21 protein-coding genes and 2 tRNA genes are annotated in these 18,210 nt (G+C 36.8%); 18 read left to right on the top strand and 5 right to left on the bottom strand.

The window, feature by feature from the left end:
- The 8 genes from HMPREF2846_RS14355 to HMPREF2846_RS04340 all read left to right on the top strand — a co-directional run.
- Positions 1 to 1,584: NEAT domain-containing protein (locus tag HMPREF2846_RS14355; RefSeq protein ID WP_070625847.1), on the top strand; the 1,584-nt coding region annotated here is incomplete at its 5' end.
- Between the two features lie 77 nt (positions 1,585 to 1,661).
- On the top strand, positions 1,662 to 2,327 hold the full coding sequence (isdC, locus tag HMPREF2846_RS04310) for a heme uptake protein IsdC (protein WP_070625848.1): 666 nt from the start codon (positions 1,662 to 1,664) through the stop codon (positions 2,325 to 2,327).
- 1 nt (position 2,328) lies between these two features.
- Complete coding sequence (locus HMPREF2846_RS04315) at positions 2,329 to 3,786, top strand: NEAT domain-containing protein (RefSeq protein WP_070625850.1); 1,458 nt, start codon at positions 2,329 to 2,331, stop codon at positions 3,784 to 3,786.
- On the top strand, positions 3,770 to 4,651 hold the full coding sequence (gene isdE, locus HMPREF2846_RS04320; protein WP_070625852.1) for a heme ABC transporter substrate-binding protein IsdE: 882 nt from the start codon (positions 3,770 to 3,772) through the stop codon (positions 4,649 to 4,651). The genes HMPREF2846_RS04315 and isdE overlap by 17 nt, the downstream gene beginning before the upstream one ends.
- A gap of 8 nt (positions 4,652 to 4,659) precedes the next feature.
- On the top strand, positions 4,660 to 5,634 hold the full coding sequence (locus HMPREF2846_RS04325; protein ID WP_070625854.1) for a FecCD family ABC transporter permease: 975 nt from the start codon (positions 4,660 to 4,662) through the stop codon (positions 5,632 to 5,634).
- A complete protein-coding gene (locus tag HMPREF2846_RS04330; RefSeq protein ID WP_070625856.1) occupies positions 5,615 to 6,385 on the top strand; it encodes an ABC transporter ATP-binding protein in 771 nt (256 codons plus the stop codon). Before HMPREF2846_RS04325 ends, HMPREF2846_RS04330 begins: the two co-directional genes overlap by 20 nt.
- A 2-nt stretch (positions 6,386 to 6,387) precedes the next feature.
- The gene (srtB, locus tag HMPREF2846_RS04335; RefSeq protein ID WP_070625858.1) at positions 6,388 to 7,098 is read left to right on the top strand and encodes a class B sortase; all 711 of its coding nucleotides are present in this window, start codon (positions 6,388 to 6,390) and stop codon (positions 7,096 to 7,098) included.
- 15 nt (positions 7,099 to 7,113) lie between these two features.
- A complete protein-coding gene (locus HMPREF2846_RS04340) occupies positions 7,114 to 7,449 on the top strand; it encodes an antibiotic biosynthesis monooxygenase (RefSeq protein WP_070625861.1) in 336 nt (111 codons plus the stop codon).
- A 117-nt stretch (positions 7,450 to 7,566) separates the two neighbouring features.
- On the opposite strand, the gene HMPREF2846_RS04345 is transcribed toward HMPREF2846_RS04340, so the two are convergent.
- The gene (locus HMPREF2846_RS04345) at positions 7,567 to 7,785 is read right to left on the bottom strand and encodes an IDEAL domain-containing protein (protein ID WP_002480446.1); all 219 of its coding nucleotides are present in this window, start codon (positions 7,783 to 7,785) and stop codon (positions 7,567 to 7,569) included.
- A gap of 210 nt (positions 7,786 to 7,995) precedes the next feature.
- Between HMPREF2846_RS04345 and HMPREF2846_RS04350 the strand changes: the two genes are divergently transcribed.
- From HMPREF2846_RS04350 to HMPREF2846_RS04360, 3 genes are all read left to right on the top strand, one after another.
- Complete coding sequence (locus HMPREF2846_RS04350) at positions 7,996 to 8,568, top strand: competence protein ComK (RefSeq protein WP_002480447.1); 573 nt, start codon at positions 7,996 to 7,998, stop codon at positions 8,566 to 8,568.
- 150 nt (positions 8,569 to 8,718) lie between these two features.
- Positions 8,719 to 8,793, top strand: a tRNA-Asn gene (locus HMPREF2846_RS04355).
- A gap of 3 nt (positions 8,794 to 8,796) precedes the next feature.
- A tRNA-Ser gene (locus HMPREF2846_RS04360) sits at positions 8,797 to 8,885 on the top strand.
- Positions 8,886 to 9,012: 127 nt separating this feature from the next.
- On the opposite strand, the gene HMPREF2846_RS04365 is transcribed toward HMPREF2846_RS04360, so the two are convergent.
- On the bottom strand, positions 9,013 to 9,999 hold the full coding sequence (locus HMPREF2846_RS04365; RefSeq protein ID WP_070625863.1) for a lipoate--protein ligase: 987 nt from the start codon (positions 9,997 to 9,999) through the stop codon (positions 9,013 to 9,015).
- A 203-nt stretch (positions 10,000 to 10,202) separates the two neighbouring features.
- Here HMPREF2846_RS04365 and HMPREF2846_RS04370 point away from each other — a divergent pair, with 203 nt between their 5' ends.
- Together HMPREF2846_RS04370 and HMPREF2846_RS04375 are read left to right on the top strand one after the other, a co-directional pair.
- Positions 10,203 to 10,388 (top strand): YkvS family protein, encoded by a 186-nt coding sequence (locus HMPREF2846_RS04370; RefSeq protein ID WP_002480449.1) that lies wholly within the window; start codon positions 10,203 to 10,205, stop codon positions 10,386 to 10,388.
- Between the two features lie 6 nt (positions 10,389 to 10,394).
- Positions 10,395 to 10,997 (top strand): CPBP family glutamic-type intramembrane protease, encoded by a 603-nt coding sequence (locus HMPREF2846_RS04375; RefSeq protein WP_002480450.1) that lies wholly within the window; start codon positions 10,395 to 10,397, stop codon positions 10,995 to 10,997.
- 69 nt (positions 10,998 to 11,066) lie between these two features.
- On the opposite strand, the gene HMPREF2846_RS04380 is transcribed toward HMPREF2846_RS04375, so the two are convergent.
- On the bottom strand, positions 11,067 to 11,273 hold the full coding sequence (locus tag HMPREF2846_RS04380; protein ID WP_070625865.1) for a hypothetical protein: 207 nt from the start codon (positions 11,271 to 11,273) through the stop codon (positions 11,067 to 11,069).
- Positions 11,274 to 11,293: 20 nt separating this feature from the next.
- Entirely contained in the window at positions 11,294 to 11,500 is a 207-nt protein-coding gene (locus HMPREF2846_RS04385; RefSeq protein ID WP_002480452.1) for a TM2 domain-containing protein, read from the bottom strand.
- Between the two features lie 162 nt (positions 11,501 to 11,662).
- Here HMPREF2846_RS04385 and HMPREF2846_RS04390 point away from each other — a divergent pair, with 162 nt between their 5' ends.
- Complete coding sequence (locus tag HMPREF2846_RS04390; RefSeq protein WP_070625867.1) at positions 11,663 to 12,226, top strand: GNAT family N-acetyltransferase; 564 nt, start codon at positions 11,663 to 11,665, stop codon at positions 12,224 to 12,226.
- Between the two features lie 42 nt (positions 12,227 to 12,268).
- On the opposite strand, the gene HMPREF2846_RS04395 is transcribed toward HMPREF2846_RS04390, so the two are convergent.
- Positions 12,269 to 13,207, bottom strand: coding sequence for a 1,4-dihydroxy-2-naphthoate polyprenyltransferase (locus HMPREF2846_RS04395; RefSeq protein WP_002480454.1), 939 nt, complete (start codon positions 13,205 to 13,207; stop codon positions 12,269 to 12,271).
- Positions 13,208 to 13,447: 240 nt separating this feature from the next.
- Here HMPREF2846_RS04395 and HMPREF2846_RS04400 point away from each other — a divergent pair, with 240 nt between their 5' ends.
- Genes HMPREF2846_RS04400 through menB form a run of 4 tightly spaced genes read left to right on the top strand, consistent with a single transcriptional unit; the run spans position 13,448 to position 18,082 of the window.
- Positions 13,448 to 14,800: an isochorismate synthase gene (locus tag HMPREF2846_RS04400; RefSeq protein WP_023015843.1), complete on the top strand. Its 1,353-nt coding sequence runs from the start codon at positions 13,448 to 13,450 to the stop codon at positions 14,798 to 14,800.
- Positions 14,793 to 16,472 (top strand): 2-succinyl-5-enolpyruvyl-6-hydroxy-3-cyclohexene-1-carboxylic-acid synthase, encoded by a 1,680-nt coding sequence (gene menD, locus HMPREF2846_RS04405; RefSeq protein ID WP_060803877.1) that lies wholly within the window; start codon positions 14,793 to 14,795, stop codon positions 16,470 to 16,472. Before HMPREF2846_RS04400 ends, menD begins: the two co-directional genes overlap by 8 nt.
- Positions 16,459 to 17,271 (top strand): 2-succinyl-6-hydroxy-2,4-cyclohexadiene-1-carboxylate synthase, encoded by an 813-nt coding sequence (gene menH / locus HMPREF2846_RS04410; RefSeq protein WP_070625868.1) that lies wholly within the window; start codon positions 16,459 to 16,461, stop codon positions 17,269 to 17,271. The genes menD and menH overlap by 14 nt, the downstream gene beginning before the upstream one ends.
- Positions 17,264 to 18,082: a 1,4-dihydroxy-2-naphthoyl-CoA synthase gene (menB, locus tag HMPREF2846_RS04415; RefSeq protein WP_002480458.1), complete on the top strand. Its 819-nt coding sequence runs from the start codon at positions 17,264 to 17,266 to the stop codon at positions 18,080 to 18,082. Before menH ends, menB begins: the two co-directional genes overlap by 8 nt.
- Positions 18,083 to 18,210 lie beyond the last annotated feature (128 nt).

The raw sequence follows: 18,210 nt of genomic DNA on the forward strand, positions 1-18,210 counted from the left end.
TATAAGAAAAAGAAAGAAACAGAAGCATTCGATAATGCGATTACGTTAGAAGATAAGATTTATCAACTTAAGAAGTTGATGGCGAAAGATAAAGTGCCTTCAGAAAATGATAAAGAAATGCTTGCTGACTATGAAGAACAATTAAAAGAACAGTTAGAAGCAGCGAAAAAAGAATTTAAAAATGCGCCATTGTCAGATTTCACAATTACGAACCCAAAACAACATAACTTTGAAGTGTTGCATAGTAAGAAAAATGAGCCCTCACATATGGACTTTGAAGTAGTCAAACCTATGCAAGTCTTCCAACAAAACGGTAAACACTATGTGGCGATGACAATTAAGTCAGAAAGCATGTGGGATGACTTTATGGTAGATACTAAAGAAGGTTACGAGCGTGTGAAAACGATCGCACGTGATACGAAGAAGAATGAAAGAACAGTCGTCTTCCCATATCAAGTTGGTATTGATCACTATGATGCGATTGTGAAGGTCAGCTTACCTAAAATCAACTACGAAGGTGCTTACCATGTAAGAATTAAAGACCTTGACCAAAATAAACCGCCGACTGCACAATCAAATCAACAACAATCAGATGCAGCAGCACCGAAAGTGACGCCTAAGCCACAAGTAGAAAAGCCAGCTCCAAAACCACAAGTTGAACAACAATCTGACCACACTACACCTAAAGTAGAAACTCTGAATGCTGCGCCTGTTACAAAAGAAATCGGCTTTATGGTTAAAAAAGACGGTGAAGATCAAAAATCAGTCATGGATGATTATATGGACCACCCAGCAAAAGTGGTTAAGGAAAATGGTAAAACATTTGTACAGTTTACAATTAAAAATCCAGATTGGTGGCAATCATTTGAACTCTTTGATGGTGCACAACAGCTCAAACAACATGAGGTTTCAAAAACAGCAGATCAAAAAGTTATTAACTTTGAAGTGAAACCAGGTACAAAGCTGTTAACAAGTAAGGTGCATATTGTAGTCCCAGGCATCAATTACAACAATAAATATACGACACAAATTGCTTTTGACGAAGCAGTTGCTGATTTAAAAGCACCTGAGTCAAAACCACAAGTTAAACCTATGCCTAAGCCACAAGAAAAAGCTGAAGATCAAGCAACTGATAAAGTTGTAGATAAAACAGCTGAAAAAGTACAACCAAAAGTTATCACACCTGAAAAAGATACTAAGCAAGTCGATGAATCGACTGAAAAAGCATCGGATGAGTCTAATGTAAAACCAGAAATAAAAGTAGAACCGATGTCAGTTCAAAAAACAGAACCAAAAGTATCTGAAGTTGTGACAGAAGTACAAGATGCGGCAGCAACTCAACCATCTATGAAAGCTATAGCATCTAAATCTGTACAGCCGCTTGGTTCAGTTAAAGCTAAAGCAATGAAGTCTGAAACTGTAAAATCAGTTAAAGGAAACAAATCAACACCTGATAAGGCAAAAGCATTGCCGAAAACTGGTACAGAAGAATCAGCGACAACGTTTGGTATTTTATCTGTATTTTTAGGTGGTATCGCACTGTTTTGGAATAGACACGTGAAATCAAAGAAAAATAGTCTGTAATGTATTCCTGAGAATCAAGAAAATGAGGTTGTGGGTCTCTCACAACCTCTCATCATATAGAAAGAAGGATGATTCATATGACAACAACAATCAAGAAAGTTATCGCAATGAGTGCGGTATTAATTGTGTTAACTTGGGCCATTTTTTCCATTGTAGCTTCAGCTGCTGAAAAAGATCTGAATTACGATATTTTAAAACATAAAACACAAGACGTATCCATGGCAAATGATTATTTCAATAAACCCGCTAAGTTAATTGATAAAAACGGTAAACAATATGTACAATTCACAGTCAACCACAGCCATTGGATTGTTAACTTTACATTTAACGGTCAAAAAGAAAATATTGTGCATGAAGATAAAGCAAAAGATGAACGTACTTCAGAATTTTTAATCGATAAAACATCAGGCGAAATTCCAGGCACAATTAAAGTGTATATCGATGAAGAAGTAAACGGTAAACCTTTTAAATATGACCATAACTACAACATCACATATTTATTAAAAGGTGATAAGCAAGGTGACAGTGCCGCAGCTGCATCCCATGCGGATGATTCAAAAGGTGACACTTCAAAAGGAGAAAATGCCGAAGCAACAGGAAAAGCAACATCATCAGATGCGACACCGACAAATCCACAAACAGCTGCCGGTGAATCTAAATGGCTTTATATCACTTTAATTGGTGCTTCAGCTGTATTACTTCTATTTTTTGTCGTCAATAAACGTAAAAAAGGACAACATTAAAATGAATGTACCTCACAAATGTTTAGTTGCTGTACTATGTGGCAGCTTACTTTGTTCATTTACCGTTGACGAATCAAAAGCTGAAGTCAATCATCAAACATTATCACAACAAACAATTAAAGAGATACCTTTTAAAGTCTATAAAGAAAACAGTCAGGATGTGTCAATTATGAATGATTATATGGCACATCCAGCAACTGTCAAAACTAAAAACAACAAAGTTTATTTACAGTTTAAATTGCTGCATCCAGAGTGGTGGAAAGCTTTTGAATTATATGAAGGTGATAAACAATGTGATGTACGTACAGTCAGTGAAACAAAAGAAGCACGTATTGTAGAAGTTGAAGTCACATCAGAGACGCAAACATTTACTTCAAAAGTACATATTATCGTCCCTGATATTCATTACGATCATCACTATACAACCAAAATTAATTTAGAAGCACAATTGCCAAAAGATGTGACACCTAAAGTACAACCGACACCAAAGCCAAGTCCTGAATCGAAGCCAAAAACTGACGTTCAACCAAAACCAGATACACAACCAACAGAAACACACACACCCAAAAAAGTATTTCCTAAGAAATCCAATACCCACGTATCAGAAATACAGAATTTGAATTTCAAAGTATTAAAACATCAAACAAATGAACGATCAGTGATGGATCAATATATGGTACATCCAGCTAAAGTGACCTATCACAATCAGCAAGCTACTGTTCAAATGACATTAAAAAATGCTGCGTGGTGGAAGTCTTTCGAAATCTTTAATGGTGAAACGCGTATTCCAGTAAAAGTGGTAAGTGAAGATTCACAACAAGATCAACGTGTCATTGAATTTAACATGCCAAAAGATCAGAAAATATTGACCTCAAAAGTACATATTATTGTTCCGCATTTAAATTATGATCATCACTATACAACTGAAATGGTGTTTAATGAAACAGCTCAAGAGACAGACACACCAAGCCAACAAGAAGAAAAAGGTGGCACATCTATCAAACAAGATGAGGATACAGAAATATCAACAAATGAAACGACAGAAACGGTTGAAACTAAAGAAAATACTGTAGTAGAAACTCCGTCAGAACATGCATCTGAGACACATAATCATAAACAAACACCAACCAATTCAGCATTTAATCAGGCACAATCGATGAATGACACACCATTTATTACGTCATCAAGACCTCCACAACCAAGTGCTGTTAAAACAACACAAACTGCAAAAACAATGGAAGAACCGCCATTGCCTGAAATATTTCCTAAATTCAATCGGCATGCGGATGATGGTGAACCTATTAAATTTACAAAGACACATTCAGATGTTGGAAAGTATTTAAAGAGAATGAATCAAATTTATTTAGGTGCGGTGATTATTTTGGCGAGTGCTTTGTTAGTAGTCTCTACACTTTACGTTAGAAAGGGTGAAGGTAAAGGTCATGAGAAAAAACATTAAACGATGGTGTGTGGTACTTTTAGGTTTAATTGTTCTACTGACTGGTTGCCAAGCACAAGAAGATAAAAATAACCAAACATCTTCTGAAAAATACCGCATTGTACCGACAACAGTAGCTTTGACACAAACGTTAGATGCTTTGAATTTAGACATTGCAGGTAAACCGGACTCATATAAAACACTGCCTAAAAGATATGACAATGTACCGAAAGTCGGACAACCGATGACACCAGATATGGAGAAGGTACAAGCTGTTCACCCGACACATATTTTAGGCGTTTCTACTATTGAAGATGAGACAAAACCTAAGTTCAAAATGATTAAAGCTAAAGCTATCTTTTATGACTATGACAGTCTAAAAGGCATGAAAACTTCTATTTCACAGATGGGTAAAGAATTTAATCGTGAAACAGAAGCATCAAAGCTAAATCAAAAATTAACTCATGCAGAAGAACAAATCAGACAAAAAGCAGCGCAACAAAAGCACCCTAAAGTACTTATTTTAATGGGTGTGCCAGGCAGTTATTTAGTTGCTACGAATCGCTCTTATATCGGCAATTTAGTTGAAATTGCGGGCGGTGAAAATGTGATTAAAGAAGATTCGAAACAATATCTAGCTTCTAATACAGAGTATCTGTATGACGTTGATCCAGATATTATTCTGCGTTTGCCACATGGAATGCCTGAAGAAGTTAAAAAGATGTTTGATAAAGAATTCAAAGAAAATGATATTTGGAAACATTTTAAAGCAGTCAAGACAGGTCGTGTCTATGATTTAGAAGAACAACCTTTCGGCATTACAGCTAATATCGATGCAGACCAAGCCATGCAAGATTTATATGATATCTTCTACAACAAGAAATGAGGTGCAGTATGAAATATAAATTCAGTGTCGTCTTTATGTGTACCTTAATTCTCTTTGTTGTACTGGTCTTGTTTGCGTTGCTTAACGGTAAATTAGGCATAAGTTCAGCTCAGCTTTGGCATAAAATCGCAACAGGTCATGATAATCAAATCGATACGATTATAGATTTACGTTTACCACGTATCATTGTCGCGATTTGTGCAGGTGCTGCGTTATCCGTAGCAGGTGCTTATTTACAAGCAGTGCTGAAAAACCCGCTTGCTGATGCCAGTATTATCGGTGTCAGTTCAGGTGCCTTGGTGGCTAAAGCACTTGTGATGACTTTGATGCCGACTTTATTCTTTTATATGCCAATTATCAGCTTTATAGGCGGATTATTGCCATTTACTTTATTGTTTTATTTACAACACCGTTATCAGCTGAATCCGATGCGCATGCTGCTTGTCGGTGTGTCGATGTATGCGATGTTGAATGGTATGTTGGAATATTTAACCGCTAACCCAGCTGTGCGATTATCTGCTGGTTTATCTTTAAAAGTATGGAAAGACGCAGCACAAATTTCAGTGACAACGTGTATAGGACTTATCTTAGCTATAACTGTTATCTTTCAAGCGAATATGTTGGGATTTGATGATCGACAAGCACACAACTTAGGCTTTCCTATTCAACGTTACCGTATGTGGATAGGGTTAATTGCGGTCTTTTTAGCGAGCAGTGCAGTAGCTGTAGCTGGTGCTATGGCCTTTGTTGGTTTGATTGTACCGCATATTGCACGTCGATTAGTCGGCAGTGACTATAAGAAAGTTGTGATTTGTTGTGTGTTATTCGGTGCGATAGCCGTGCTATTAGCGGATACACTTGGCAGGTTGATGTCCCGTCAATTTGAAGTGCCAGCGCATATTATTACGGTCATTATCGGCGGACCTTATCTTATCTATTTAATTTGTAAAGGAGCGTACCGAAATGAATATCAACAACGTTGAGTTTAAATATGGTCAAAGACAACTCTTTAATGACTTGAATCTGACAATTAAACGTCATGCGGTAACTTCTATTATCGGACCGAATGGATCAGGTAAGAGTACCTTACTTCAAATGCTTGCAGGTTATCTTCAACCTCAGGCTGGTTGTGTGTACATAGAAGGCAATGATTTGAATACATTAGGTAAGAAACAACTTGCGCAAATGTTATCAGCAGTCCATCAAAACAATACAGCACCTGAAGATTTCACCGTTAAAACATTACTGCGCTATGGACGATATAGTCATCATCGTTGGTTGAAGAAGGATGTAAGAGGAGAAGCGGTCATTGAACGTGTACTTGAACAATTCAATTTAACTAAGTATGCAGATCGTCCGATTGGCGCTTTGTCCGGTGGCGAAAAACAACGTGTTTTTATCGCAATGGCCTTAGTCCAAGAACCACAATATTTATTATTAGATGAACCTACCACATTTTTAGATTTACATTATCAATATCAAGTCCTTGAGATGATTCGACAGTTAAACGACATGCATCGTTTAACTATCATCATGGTGCTTCATGACATAAATCAGGCTTTAACTTATAGTGATGAACTGATTTGTGTCGCAAATGGTGAAATTGCAGCACAAGGCAAGCCGCAAGCTATCGTGACACCAGAATTATTAAAAACAATTTACCAAATCGACGCAAAGATTATTCATGATAAAGATTGCGGCATATTAATTGGTAAATGTCACGGCGGGTGTTAATGATGAATAAACTAATACGTGTCATTCAATTTGGATTAGTGCTGGTTATTATTGCGGCTATCTATCTTATCTTCCAACATCGTTTAGATAATGAAGCGGAAGAAAAACAATACGAAGTTTTACAAACGGACTATAAAAAGAAAGGGATCCGCCCACAATTTGAAGCATTAGCAGAGGTCAATTCTGACATTCATGGGTGGATTCGTTTAGAAGGTACGAGTTTGAATTATCCCGTTTTACAATCCCGAGATAATGAAGATTACTTAGAACATAACTTTAAGAAACAAAAAACGAAAAAGGGCAGTATCTTTGTAGATTATCGTAATAACTTACAAGATTTATCTCAAAATACAGTGCTTTATGGTCATAGTGTTGGCGATAAAACTATGTTTGATGATTTACATCAATATTTGAATCAAACATTTTATGATGCACATCAAACGATAGAGTTTGATACAAAGTATCATCAGTATGCATTAAAAGTATTCAGCGCATATTCGACGGATGCCCATGATAACTATATTCGTACAAGTTTCAACAATGTACATGAATACGAACAGTTTTTAAAAGAAACGAAAAATAAATCGAAAATCAAAACAGATATTTCAGTTCATCCACAAGACAAGATAATGACGTTATCTACGTGTGAAGATGCTTTTTCGCGTTCTGATAAACGTGTTGTTGTGGTTGGAAAATTAATTGAACACAGATAAAGGAGTGTATGCGCTATGTTTATGGCAGAAAACAAATTGAAATTAGATAAAGGTTCAGCAGAAGGAATTGTAGAACGTTTTTACAAACGACAAGGTATTGAAACAATTGAAGGTTTTAAAGAAATGTTTGTCACAACGACAAATAATTTAAAAGAATATGATGAAGTGAAAATTTTAACAATTTGGGAAGCAGAAGCATGTTTCAAAAATTGGTTTAGCTCAGATGTCTTCAAAGATGCCCATAAAAATGTACGTCATCAATCTCAAGATCAAGCGAGTCCAATCCAAGATAATGAAGTACTGACTTATACAATTGGCTATTACTATTTAAATGATCAAGAGGGGAAATAGAACGAAGTTTATTTCTCATTATGCTTAAAAATAAGCAAACAAAAAAAGGTCTATTCATTCGGTATTTGAAATGAATAGACCTTTTAGTATGAACAGGAACAGGAATCCCACGACGAGTTAGCCAATTAAAACATCCTCCAATTGATTGTATTCTTCAATGTAACGATTGAATGCTGCTTCATCTTTTTCGATTAAAGCTTGGTCAATCAGTTCTGTAAGTTTTTCTTTACGTACATTGCGTAGAGCTTGATCAATTACGAGTTCTACCCCCAGGTCGTTTACATTCGCTACGAACGCCTTCAGTGTTCCATTTTTTACATTGATATTGTGATTCATTTTAATCACTGCCTTTCTTTTTTTAAGTTATTTACGAGTATACATTGCATTTAATCTAAAATCAATGAATATTCTGACTTTTTAAAAATTAAAAGTGTAATATTAACTCAAAAGTTTCTATTGACTTTTCTAGGTGCTAGTATACAATAATTACATGATTAGATGTCTAACGAATTCTAATCGTAATTAATTAAATAGGAGGACGTGCTTATGGACGAACATAGCATCTTCAAAAGCGATGATATGGCCATTATACCAGTCATTGCTCAAGAGTATGGAGCACTCCATACAAAATTGCTTACCTACAATAAAGATCCGAGGATTGTAGAAAGCTCCCCGCAAAAAACTTTAGACAACTCTTGTCGCTTTTATGGTTCAACCTTTCAATCTCTTCGAACTGATACTGCTCGGATTACCAACATCAACAGTAAACCACCCATTTTACTTTCACCAGTTATTTCAATCTTTCTATTCTCTACCCATTCTGAACGCTCTGAAGACAATATTTGGATTAACATTGAATTTGTACAAGATATCAAAGCGTTGAAGAACAATACCACTAAAATCACTTTTTCTGACGGACAATCTTTAATCACAACCGCAACAGTCCGTACTATCTGGCATCAATATAAAAATGCAGCTTATTATGAACACATCATTAGAAAGCGTGTTAAGAAAATTAAATGGAATACAGAGCGTCCTATTGACTACTCTAAACCTGCTTTAGACGTGTATGAAACACTTTGTACTTATTTAGTGATTAATAACACACCACGCAGCTAGCGTAATTTTAAACATTTTATGATATTATCTCAAACTGCGGGATGTTTATAGGGAATGAGTGTAAATGTTCCGCAACTTTTTCGTTATTTTCTCTTGAATTATTTTAAGGGATTGTTATAATAGTATTTGTGCTTGAAGAAATTACATTATTCCACAGTAGCTCAGTGGTAGAGCTATCGGCTGTTAACCGATCGGTCGTAGGTTCGAGTCCTACCTGTGGAGCCATATGGAAACGTACTCAAGTTGGCCGAAGAGGCGCCCCTGCTAAGGGTGTAGGTCGCGAGAGCGGCGCGAGGGTTCGAATCCCTCCGTTTCCGTTACTGTAAGAATCCCATTAAATCAATGTCTAAGACGTTGACTTAATGGGATTCTTCTTTTTGTCAAAGTTGAATGAGAAAAGGTGAGAAACTGAGTTCTCACCTTAATCATGTAAAGCTTATTTAATTATGACATTAATCGAATTAATTCTTCTCTTGGAATATCTCCGAAATAATGATACGTATCGAATTCAGATAAAGCCGCTTCAATACTCTCGAAATTATGCAAGCTGCCGACTAATGCATGTTCTAAATCTGACACATCGCCGACACCGAAGAAGTCACCGAAAATTTTCGCATGTTCAATACGTCCGCGCTTAACATCCAATTTAATTTGAACGAAACCTTTTTCGAATTTCTCTTCACGTTCAAAGTTATATTTAGGGTTTTTACCATAGTTCCAATTCCATGAACGATATTTTTCATTACTTAATGCTTCAATGTTCTTCCAATCATCTTCAGTTAACACGTATTCTTCAACTTCATGTTCACCAAAGATATGTTTTAGGATAATTTCTTTGAAAGTTTCAATGTCAATCGGCTCTTCTAAGAATTCAGAGATGTTTGCGACACGTTTACGTACTGATTTAATACCTTTAGATTGAATCTTCGCAGGGTTCACACGTAAAGCATTCGCAACTTCGTTTAAGTCACTATCTAACATTAAAGTACCATGGCTGAACATACGCTCTTTCACTTTAACCATTGCATTTCCTGAAATTTTAGCTGCACCGATTTGGATATCGTTACGTCCAGTCATTTCAGCATCTACGCCCATTGATTGTAAGGCTTGAACAATCGGTTCTGTGAACTTCTTAAAGTTATGGAAACTGTTGCCGTCGTCATCAGTGATAAAACTGAAGTTCAAGTTTCCGAAGTCATGATAAACTGCACCGCCGCCTGAAATTCGACGCACAACATCGATATTGTGTTCATCTACATAGTGTTGATCAACTTCTTCAATCGTATTTTGGTTTTTACCAATAATGATAGAAGGGCGGTTAATATAGAATAAAAAGTAATCGCTATCGTTAGGAAGGTGTTTTAACACATACTCTTCCATTGCTAAATTTAATGTGGGGTCTGTAATACCTTTGTTACTAACAAACTTCATACATTCTCTCTCCTTCTGTACTTACTTTGCTTGATACTTTATTTATGCCCTAATTTAGGATAAAATGCCAACTATACACTTTGCCAGAAAAAAGGCACCAGTCGGACTTCAATTACAATTATAACGTGTTTACAGGATATTTGTTTATTTGAAGAGAGAATTTTAGTACAATATAGAATAGTATAATTCAAGGAGGATCTGTAATGACTATTGCAGAAGTAGGAGATATTGTAGAATTTTATGACGGTTTAAGAGGCCGTGTCGAAAAAATTAATGATAACTCTGTTATTGTTGACTTAACTATTATGAAAAATTTTGAATCATTAGATTTACCTGAAAAAACGGTAATTAATCATAAACGCTATAAGATAGTTGATCAAGAAGGTTAAAATATAATGAAAACTAATACAAAAGCATTACTATGGTTTGTGATAAGCTTTGTAGTGTTCCACATCATCTTATTTATCATGTGGGGAGAACGACAAGAATATTGGTATCTGTATACAGGCATTATGTTGTTTGCGGGTATCAGTTATGTCTTTTATCAACGTGATTTAGAATCTAAACGATTGTTGACGTCTATCGGTATCGGTATTTTAACCGCAATCGCATTAATCATTGTACAGTTGATTATGTCTTTGATGTCACAAGATTTAACGTATACATCATTGATTAAAGATTTATCACGTTCTGGCGTTTACTTTAAATGGCAGATTTTAGTGACATTACTCTTTGTGATTCCTTGTCATGAACTTTATATGCGTACGGTACTGCAAAAACAATTGTTGAATCTTAAGTTACCGGCTTGGGCAGCGATTGTGATTACTGCACTCGCATCAAGTTCACTCTTTTTCTACTTCGATCAAATCTGGTTATGCATTTTTATTTTCATCGTACAAGCTATTCTATCAATCAGCTATTATTATACGCGTCGAATTATTACAACTTCTGTTGCACAAATTGTGGCAGTGGTGTTATTACTGATTTTTCATCCTTAATTCAAAAGGACAAAAAAGAACCTGTCAGCTTATCTAAAGCTTGGACAGGTTCTTTTTGCTATATCTTAATTAATACGTTGAACGTTCTAAAAGTTCGAAATAAGAAACCTTGGAAATATCTACTACATATTCTGATGGTTCTGTAACGTGTAATGCGCCTGCATTTGAATTCTCTTCAACGGCTTCTACTGAAATTTCATTGCCGTTGTCCATATAAAGGACAAGATATTTAGCAGGATTTTCATTTAAATACGTTAGAATCGTTGCTTTATTCATATAGTTTCAACTCCATTTAACTAAAATGTGATATTACCATGTTTGTCTGCTGGTCTGAATAGCATTGTATTGATTGCGCTGATAATCGCGATCACATGTGGAATGCCTGTCCAGAAGAACGCTAAGTGTAAAAGGCCTGAGCCGTTTTTACCTGCGTAGAATCTGTGCACTCCGAAGTTGCCGAGGAACAGTGCAAGTACAATATAAACAATTTTATTTACTTTCATGCTGATTGCTCCTTTCTCCATTTAAGTGATACCTTTATTATGAATGATGAAATACAAACTTTCCAATAATACAAATGTTAAAATAATAAGTGAACAAACAATATAAATGATTGTTAAACTATATAGTGAATGATAATAACTAAACACATAAAGGAGAAAACAATGATTAGACCTGCTAAAACAACTGATAAACGTGCTATTGCAGAATTAACATATATTATCTGGCAAGATATGGAGTTGCCGATTGTAAAACGATTTGATAAATCTCATGTCATTCAATGGCTGGAACAAAGTATTACAGAAATACCTTATCGTTGTTATTACGACAATGTACAAGTTTACGATGTTGAAGGGGAAGTCGCTGGCGTTATTATTACGTATCTTGGTAAAGATGAAATGGATTTAGAAGAAAATTGGTTGAAGTTAGATTTACCAAAAGAAGCGAAAGCAATAGGAACACCTTTACCTTTAAGAGAAGCAAAATCAGATGAGCTATATATCGAAACTGTGGCTGTTTTCCCAAAATATAGAGGAAGAGGAATTGCGACACAGTTAATGGAATCTGTCATCCATCACTCTAAAACATATAAGCTGAGCTTGAGCTGTGATTTAGTAAACACAGGTGCGTTCAGACTTTACGAACGTTTAGGGTTTCATAGTGAAGGTGTGATTGATTTATATGGCCATGATTATTATCACATGGTCATTGAACCTCAAGAAGGATAAAAAAAGAGACTGGAACGAAAAGTTCCAATCTCTTTATCAACATCAAATACCGCCTAATAACGCACTGATATAGATCCCTAATGCATACAGTAAACCAAATACTGTGTTTGTTTTACCTGTTGCTGCCATAGCTGGCATCATTTCAGCAGGTGTATCGTTCTTTTTGAAACGACGAATGGCTTTGATAGGGAACGGGAATGATAACAGTACGAGTAAGTAAAAGATTGAACCGCCAGGTACAAAGAAAACAGTATAAATGACCCACGCATAAGCGATGATGTACATGAGGGCCATGAAGCGGATAGAATTGGCTTTACCTAATAAAATCGGTAATGTTTTGCGTCCGCTTGCTTTGTCTTTGACACGGTCTCGTATGTTATTGGCCATATTAATTAAGCCAATTGTGATAATAATCGGTACACTGATCCATACAGCATAACCTTGTAAGTTATCTGTTTGAATAAAGAACGCGATTAAAATAATAATCAATCCCATAAAGACGCCGGAGAACAACTCTCCAAAAGGTGTCCAAGAAATTGGGAAGGGACCGCCTGTATACAGATAACCGACTGCCATACACAAGATTCCGATTGGGATTAACCAATAAGAAGATTGTGAAGCGATAAATAAACCGATTAGCGCAGCAATCACATAAAAGGCGATGGCTAAGTTCATCACGAGTTTCGGGCTCATGCCGTTACGTACAATCGCGCCGCCGATGCCCACTGATGTATGATCATCAAGACCTTTCTTGAAATCATAATACTCGTTGAACATATTTGTGGCTGCTTGAATTAAAAGACAAGCAAGTAACATCGCTAAAAATAAACTGAACTTAAGATGGTCTTCACTACCTAATAAGAATAACTTTGCTGTCGCTGTACCGACTAATACAGGTACAACAGCTGCAGTCAAAGTGTGAGGACGCATCAACAGCCAATATTTTCGAACAGTTGAAAATTCCTGATATTGTTTTGACATGGTTTCTCCTTCTTAACACTTAAAAATACCAAATTTCAGATTGCGGATTTTAAGACACAAAGATTCTATTATAAATTATCTGCATTCTGATTAATAAATTTATTTTAAGCAATAGAAAGAGAAAGGTCAAATCATGTAAAAATAGTAAATAATAAATGTGCAAATCAAAGTACAGATAAAGATAAAAAATGATACAATGAGATAATGTGATTAAGTAGAATGATGAAAGAAGTGAGATAGATGACTGTAAGTGTCAAGGATGATCAAATTCTCGACGCAATATATGAAAGCCGTGAAAAATGGGTTTCAGTGGAGGTTAAAATCGACCAGCCGACGAACCCAATCATGCTTTTCCAAATGACAGAAGATAAAGCAGATGACCGCTTCTACTTCAGGGAGAATACAGGAGAAACGGCCTTTTTCGGATATAACGCGCTTTTAAAATTTAAAAATGACTATGAAAATAAACAAACCATTTTCCGTGAATGGGAAAATTATAAAAATGATATCGCACTTATCCATCCAGATTCAAATAAACATCACTTAAAAGTGTGTGGAGGTTTCCAATTTTCAAGTCATAAATCAGATGACGAGTGGCGTCAATTCGGCTTGAACCATTTCGTGTTGCCGAAAGTATTAATTACGATGACAGCTTCAGAAACATTCGTCACTTATACAGTATTAAGAGAAGAGTTTAATATAGAAGACCTACATGAACTTGTACAACAAGTTGCAGAAACGAAAGTAGAACCGACACAACCTATTGGGGATGTAGTTCGCAGTGAAGATATCTATAAAGAAGAATGGTTAGAACTTGTACAAGAAGCCATAGATTCTATGAATGATGAAGAAAAAATCGTTTTAGCACGCAGACGTATGATTCGCTTTGATCGACCAATTGATATCGCATATGTGTTAGAAAATGCGATGCACAACGAATCCAACAGCTATATATTCGTAATGCAATCGGAAGGGTCTGTGTTCTTTTCACAAACGCCAGAACAACTGATGGAAGTCGAAAACCAAGTGTTATCGACGAAAGCAGTTGCAGGGACAATTAAACGTACATCTGATGAAACAGAAGATCAAAAACACGTAGATGCTTTCTTGAAAGATGAGAAAAACTTGCAAGAGCATCATTTTGTGGTGCAAAGTATTCTAGATGATATTGAGCCATACGTTACAGATGTAGATTATAATAAGCATCCTAAAATCCTAAAAAATGATCATTTGTATCATTTATACACAGAGATTTCAGGGGCGTTAGAAAATAATACCTATATTGGCTTACTAGACCGTCTGCATCCAACACCTGCGTTAGGCGGTTATCCTAAAGAAAAAGCCATGGACTTTATCGAACAAAAAGAGTTCGGAACAAGAGGTCTGTATGGTGCGCCAGTAGGGTATATTGATATGGAAGATAATTGTGAATTTATCGTCGCAATCCGTTCTATGCTGATTAAAAAGAAACAAGCAACTTTATTTGCAGGTTGCGGTATTATTAAGCAGTCTGATCCACAGAGTGAATTAGAAGAAACTACACTAAAATTTACTCCGATGATGAATGCTTTAGGAGTCGAAAATCATGGATAATCATCAAACTTTATTAACCAAACAAGTGTTTACGTTAGCTTCAGAAATCTATGCATACGGCATCAGAGAAGTTGTCATTAGTCCAGGGTCTCGTTCAACACCGCTTGCTTTAGCGTTTGAAGCACACCCAGGTATTAAGACATGGATTCATCCAGATGAGCGCAGTGCTTCATTCTTTGCGCTCGGATTGATTAAGGGCAGCAATCGACCTGTTGCTATTTTATGTACGTCAGGAACAGCAGCAACCAACTATACGTCAGCAGTGGCTGAAAGTGATATCAGCAACTTGCCGTTAGTGGTATTAACAAGCGATCGCCCACACGAATTACGTGGCATTGGTGCGCCGCAAACGTTGAACCAGGTCAACATGTTCCAAAACTTTGTACGTCATCAGTTTGATATGCCATTAGCTGATGACACTACAGGTTCAACTGAAGATGTTATTCGTTTCCAAATGCAGATTGCAAGTCAATATTTTGAAGGCCCCAAACGTGGACCTGTACATTTTAACTTGCCGTTTAGAGAACCGTTGACACCAGATTTCGAGATGACAGAGTGGTTAACGACTAACGAAAAAGTCATACCTAAATATCAAAAGACAGCTACGGTTGAAGCTATTAAGCCAATCTTGAAGAAAAAACGTGGTTTCGTTATTGTCGGCGATATGCAACATCAAGATGTGAGAGAGTTGTTACCATTTGCGACGGTCCATGACTTGCCGATTTTAGCAGGTCCGCTTTCAGGTCTGCGTCAATCAGGTCATCCGAATATTATTTCAACGTATGACTTACTATTTCGTGCAGGTTTAGATCCGAAAGATATTGATTTTGTGATTCGTGTCGGCAAACCAGTATTATCTAAGAAATTAAATCAATGGTTGAAAGCTACAGATGCTTATCAAATTGCGGTACAAAACAGTGCGCAGCCAGATGCTTTCCCTACACCGGCAGATATTACATTTGAAATGACACCGAACGACTTCTTCCGTGCACTTGGCGATATTCCGACAGCTTACCGTAAACGTTGGTTATCCCAATGGCAAGATATGGATAGTCGTGCAAAAATCGAAGTGAAAAATTATATCGATCATGCGACAGACGAAGCGGCGAATGTCGGTATCTTATTAGATAAACTTACTAAAGAAGATGCTTTATTTGTCAGCAATTCTATGCCAATTAGAGATGTGGATAATCTATTTGTAAATAGTGAAGCGGAAATCTATGCCAACCGCGGTGCTAATGGTATCGATGGTGTCGTTTCTACTGCAATCGGTATGGCAGTGCATAAGAAAGTGACATTGTTAATCGGTGATTTAGCTTTCTATCATGACATGAACGGTTTGTTGATGGCTAAATTGAATGATATTCATTTAAATATTGTGTTGTTGAATAATGATGGCGGCGGTATATTCTCTTATCTGCCACAAAAAGAATCAGCAGCGAAATACTTTGAACGTTTATTCGGTACACCGACGCATCTTGAGTTCAAACATGCGGCCATGTTGTATGATTTCAACTATGCCTTAATGGATTCTGTCGAAGACTTTAAATTCACGCCATTATCACAATTAGAATCATACATTTATGAAATTCGTACAGACCGTGAAGACAATCGTCAACAACACCAAATCCTATATCAGAAATTGAGTGATATTGCGAATGTTGAATTATAATTTTTATGACAGTCAAAAAACAGAAAATCATAACTTGCTTGTTTTGTTGCATGGATTTATCAGTGATGCGACATCATTTAGTTCACACATTGACAAACTGACTGAAGCAGCAGCTGTCGTAACGATAGAACTGCCTGGACATGGTCAAGATAACAGCGACAGAACTAAGCAATGGGATTTCGATTTTATTTGCGATGCGTTAGATAATGTACTCGTACAATTTAAAGCTTATGATATCTATTTACATGGCTACTCTATGGGTGGCCGTGCAGCATTGTATTATGCGTTGCATGGTCAATTAGACCTAGCAGGTTTGGTTTTAGAAAGTGCTTCACCAGGCATTGCAGATGAAACAGCGCAAAAAGAACGTCAGCAAGTTGATGAAGCAAGAGCTAAAGTATTAGAAATTGCGGACATTGAAGTGTTTGTGAATGATTGGGAGAAATTACCATTGTTTGCGAGCCAAGCAGAGATGATGACAAAAGAACAACGCCAGAAACATCGTGCAATGCGCTTAGCACAAGATCCAAAAGGTTTGGCGAAAGCACTGCGTGACTATGGCACAGGTCATATGCCGAATTTATGGCCAGAACTTGCGCAACTTCAGCTGCCAGTCTCTCTGATTGTCGGCGAGTATGACGAAAAGTTTGTGGAACTTGCGCATAAGATGCATCAGCAACTTCCAAACAGTGAAGTTCATGTTGTGGAAGGTGCTGGCCATACGGTTCACGTGGAAGAACCAACACAATTTGATATACTAATATTAGGTTTTTTAAATAAGGAGGAGCAAAATGACTAGACAATGGGAAACAATTAAAGAATATGAAGAGATAAAATATGAGTTTTTCGATGGTATTGCTAAAATTACAATCAACCGTCCAGAAGTGCGTAATGCATTCACACCAAAAACGGTTCAAGAGATGATTGACGCATTCTCACGTGCACGTGATGATCAACGTATTTCTGTAATCATCTTAACAGGTGAAGGCGACATGGCATTCTGTTCAGGCGGCGACCAAAAAGTTCGCGGTCACGGCGGATATGTAGGCGACGACCAAATTCCTCGTTTAAACGTATTAGATTTACAACGTTTAATCCGTGTTATTCCTAAACCAGTCATCGCAATGGTGCGTGGATATGCAATCGGCGGCGGCAACGTATTACAAGTCGTATGTGACTTAACAATCGCTGCAGACAATGCAAGATTCGGTCAAACTGGGCCTAAAGTCGGTTCATTCGACGCAGGTTACGGTTCAGGTTATTTAGCTCGTATCGTAGGTCACAAGAAAGCGCGTGAAATCTGGTACTTATGCCGTCAATACGACGCACAACAAGCTTTAGATATGGGCTTAGTCAACACAGTTGTACCATTAGACCAAATTGAAGATGAAACAGTACAATGGTGTCAAGAAATCATGCAACATTCACCAACTGCTTTACGTTTCTTAAAAGCAGCAATGAATGCTGATACTGACGGTTTAGCAGGTCTTCAACAAATGGCTGGGGATGCAACTTTACTTTATTACACAACTGATGAAGCGAAAGAAGGTCGTGACGCATTTAAAGAAAAACGTCAACCTGACTTTGATCAATTCCCTAAATTCCCATAATAGATTAATCATTTAGATGAGGTTCTTATTAAGTCTCTCGTGTTCATACCTTTGGGTGTGAAGCGGGAGGCTTTTTATGTCGTTTTTTTACTTATTAGGTAAATAAAAAATGCACGTCCAGCGATTAA

The sequence above is a fragment of the Staphylococcus sp. HMSC056G08 genome (assembly GCF_001812305.1).
Lineage (GTDB): Bacteria > Bacillota > Bacilli > Staphylococcales > Staphylococcaceae > Staphylococcus > Staphylococcus simulans.

Excerpts from the sequence above, each read along its gene's own strand:
- isdC (WP_070625848.1), top strand. The coding sequence starts at position 1,662 with ATGACAACAACAATCAAGAAAGTTATCGCAATGAGTGCGGTATTAATT.
- HMPREF2846_RS04315 (WP_070625850.1), top strand. The coding sequence starts at position 2,329 with ATGAATGTACCTCACAAATGTTTAGTTGCTGTACTATGTGGCAGCTTA.
- isdE (WP_070625852.1), top strand. The coding sequence starts at position 3,770 with ATGAGAAAAAACATTAAACGATGGTGTGTGGTACTTTTAGGTTTAATT.
- HMPREF2846_RS04325 (WP_070625854.1), top strand. The coding sequence starts at position 4,660 with ATGAAATATAAATTCAGTGTCGTCTTTATGTGTACCTTAATTCTCTTT.
- HMPREF2846_RS04330 (WP_070625856.1), top strand. The coding sequence starts at position 5,615 with ATGAATATCAACAACGTTGAGTTTAAATATGGTCAAAGACAACTCTTT.
- srtB (WP_070625858.1), top strand. The coding sequence starts at position 6,388 with ATGAATAAACTAATACGTGTCATTCAATTTGGATTAGTGCTGGTTATT.
- HMPREF2846_RS04340 (WP_070625861.1), top strand. The coding sequence starts at position 7,114 with ATGTTTATGGCAGAAAACAAATTGAAATTAGATAAAGGTTCAGCAGAA.
- HMPREF2846_RS04345 (WP_002480446.1), bottom strand. The coding sequence starts at position 7,785 with ATGAATCACAATATCAATGTAAAAAATGGAACACTGAAGGCGTTCGTA.
- HMPREF2846_RS04350 (WP_002480447.1), top strand. The coding sequence starts at position 7,996 with ATGGACGAACATAGCATCTTCAAAAGCGATGATATGGCCATTATACCA.
- HMPREF2846_RS04365 (WP_070625863.1), bottom strand. The coding sequence starts at position 9,999 with ATGAAGTTTGTTAGTAACAAAGGTATTACAGACCCCACATTAAATTTA.
- HMPREF2846_RS04370 (WP_002480449.1), top strand. The coding sequence starts at position 10,203 with ATGACTATTGCAGAAGTAGGAGATATTGTAGAATTTTATGACGGTTTA.
- HMPREF2846_RS04375 (WP_002480450.1), top strand. The coding sequence starts at position 10,395 with ATGAAAACTAATACAAAAGCATTACTATGGTTTGTGATAAGCTTTGTA.
- HMPREF2846_RS04380 (WP_070625865.1), bottom strand. The coding sequence starts at position 11,273 with ATGAATAAAGCAACGATTCTAACGTATTTAAATGAAAATCCTGCTAAA.
- HMPREF2846_RS04385 (WP_002480452.1), bottom strand. The coding sequence starts at position 11,500 with ATGAAAGTAAATAAAATTGTTTATATTGTACTTGCACTGTTCCTCGGC.
- HMPREF2846_RS04390 (WP_070625867.1), top strand. The coding sequence starts at position 11,663 with ATGATTAGACCTGCTAAAACAACTGATAAACGTGCTATTGCAGAATTA.
- HMPREF2846_RS04395 (WP_002480454.1), bottom strand. The coding sequence starts at position 13,207 with ATGTCAAAACAATATCAGGAATTTTCAACTGTTCGAAAATATTGGCTG.
- HMPREF2846_RS04400 (WP_023015843.1), top strand. The coding sequence starts at position 13,448 with ATGACTGTAAGTGTCAAGGATGATCAAATTCTCGACGCAATATATGAA.
- menD (WP_060803877.1), top strand. The coding sequence starts at position 14,793 with ATGGATAATCATCAAACTTTATTAACCAAACAAGTGTTTACGTTAGCT.
- menH (WP_070625868.1), top strand. The coding sequence starts at position 16,459 with ATGTTGAATTATAATTTTTATGACAGTCAAAAAACAGAAAATCATAAC.
- menB (WP_002480458.1), top strand. The coding sequence starts at position 17,264 with ATGACTAGACAATGGGAAACAATTAAAGAATATGAAGAGATAAAATAT.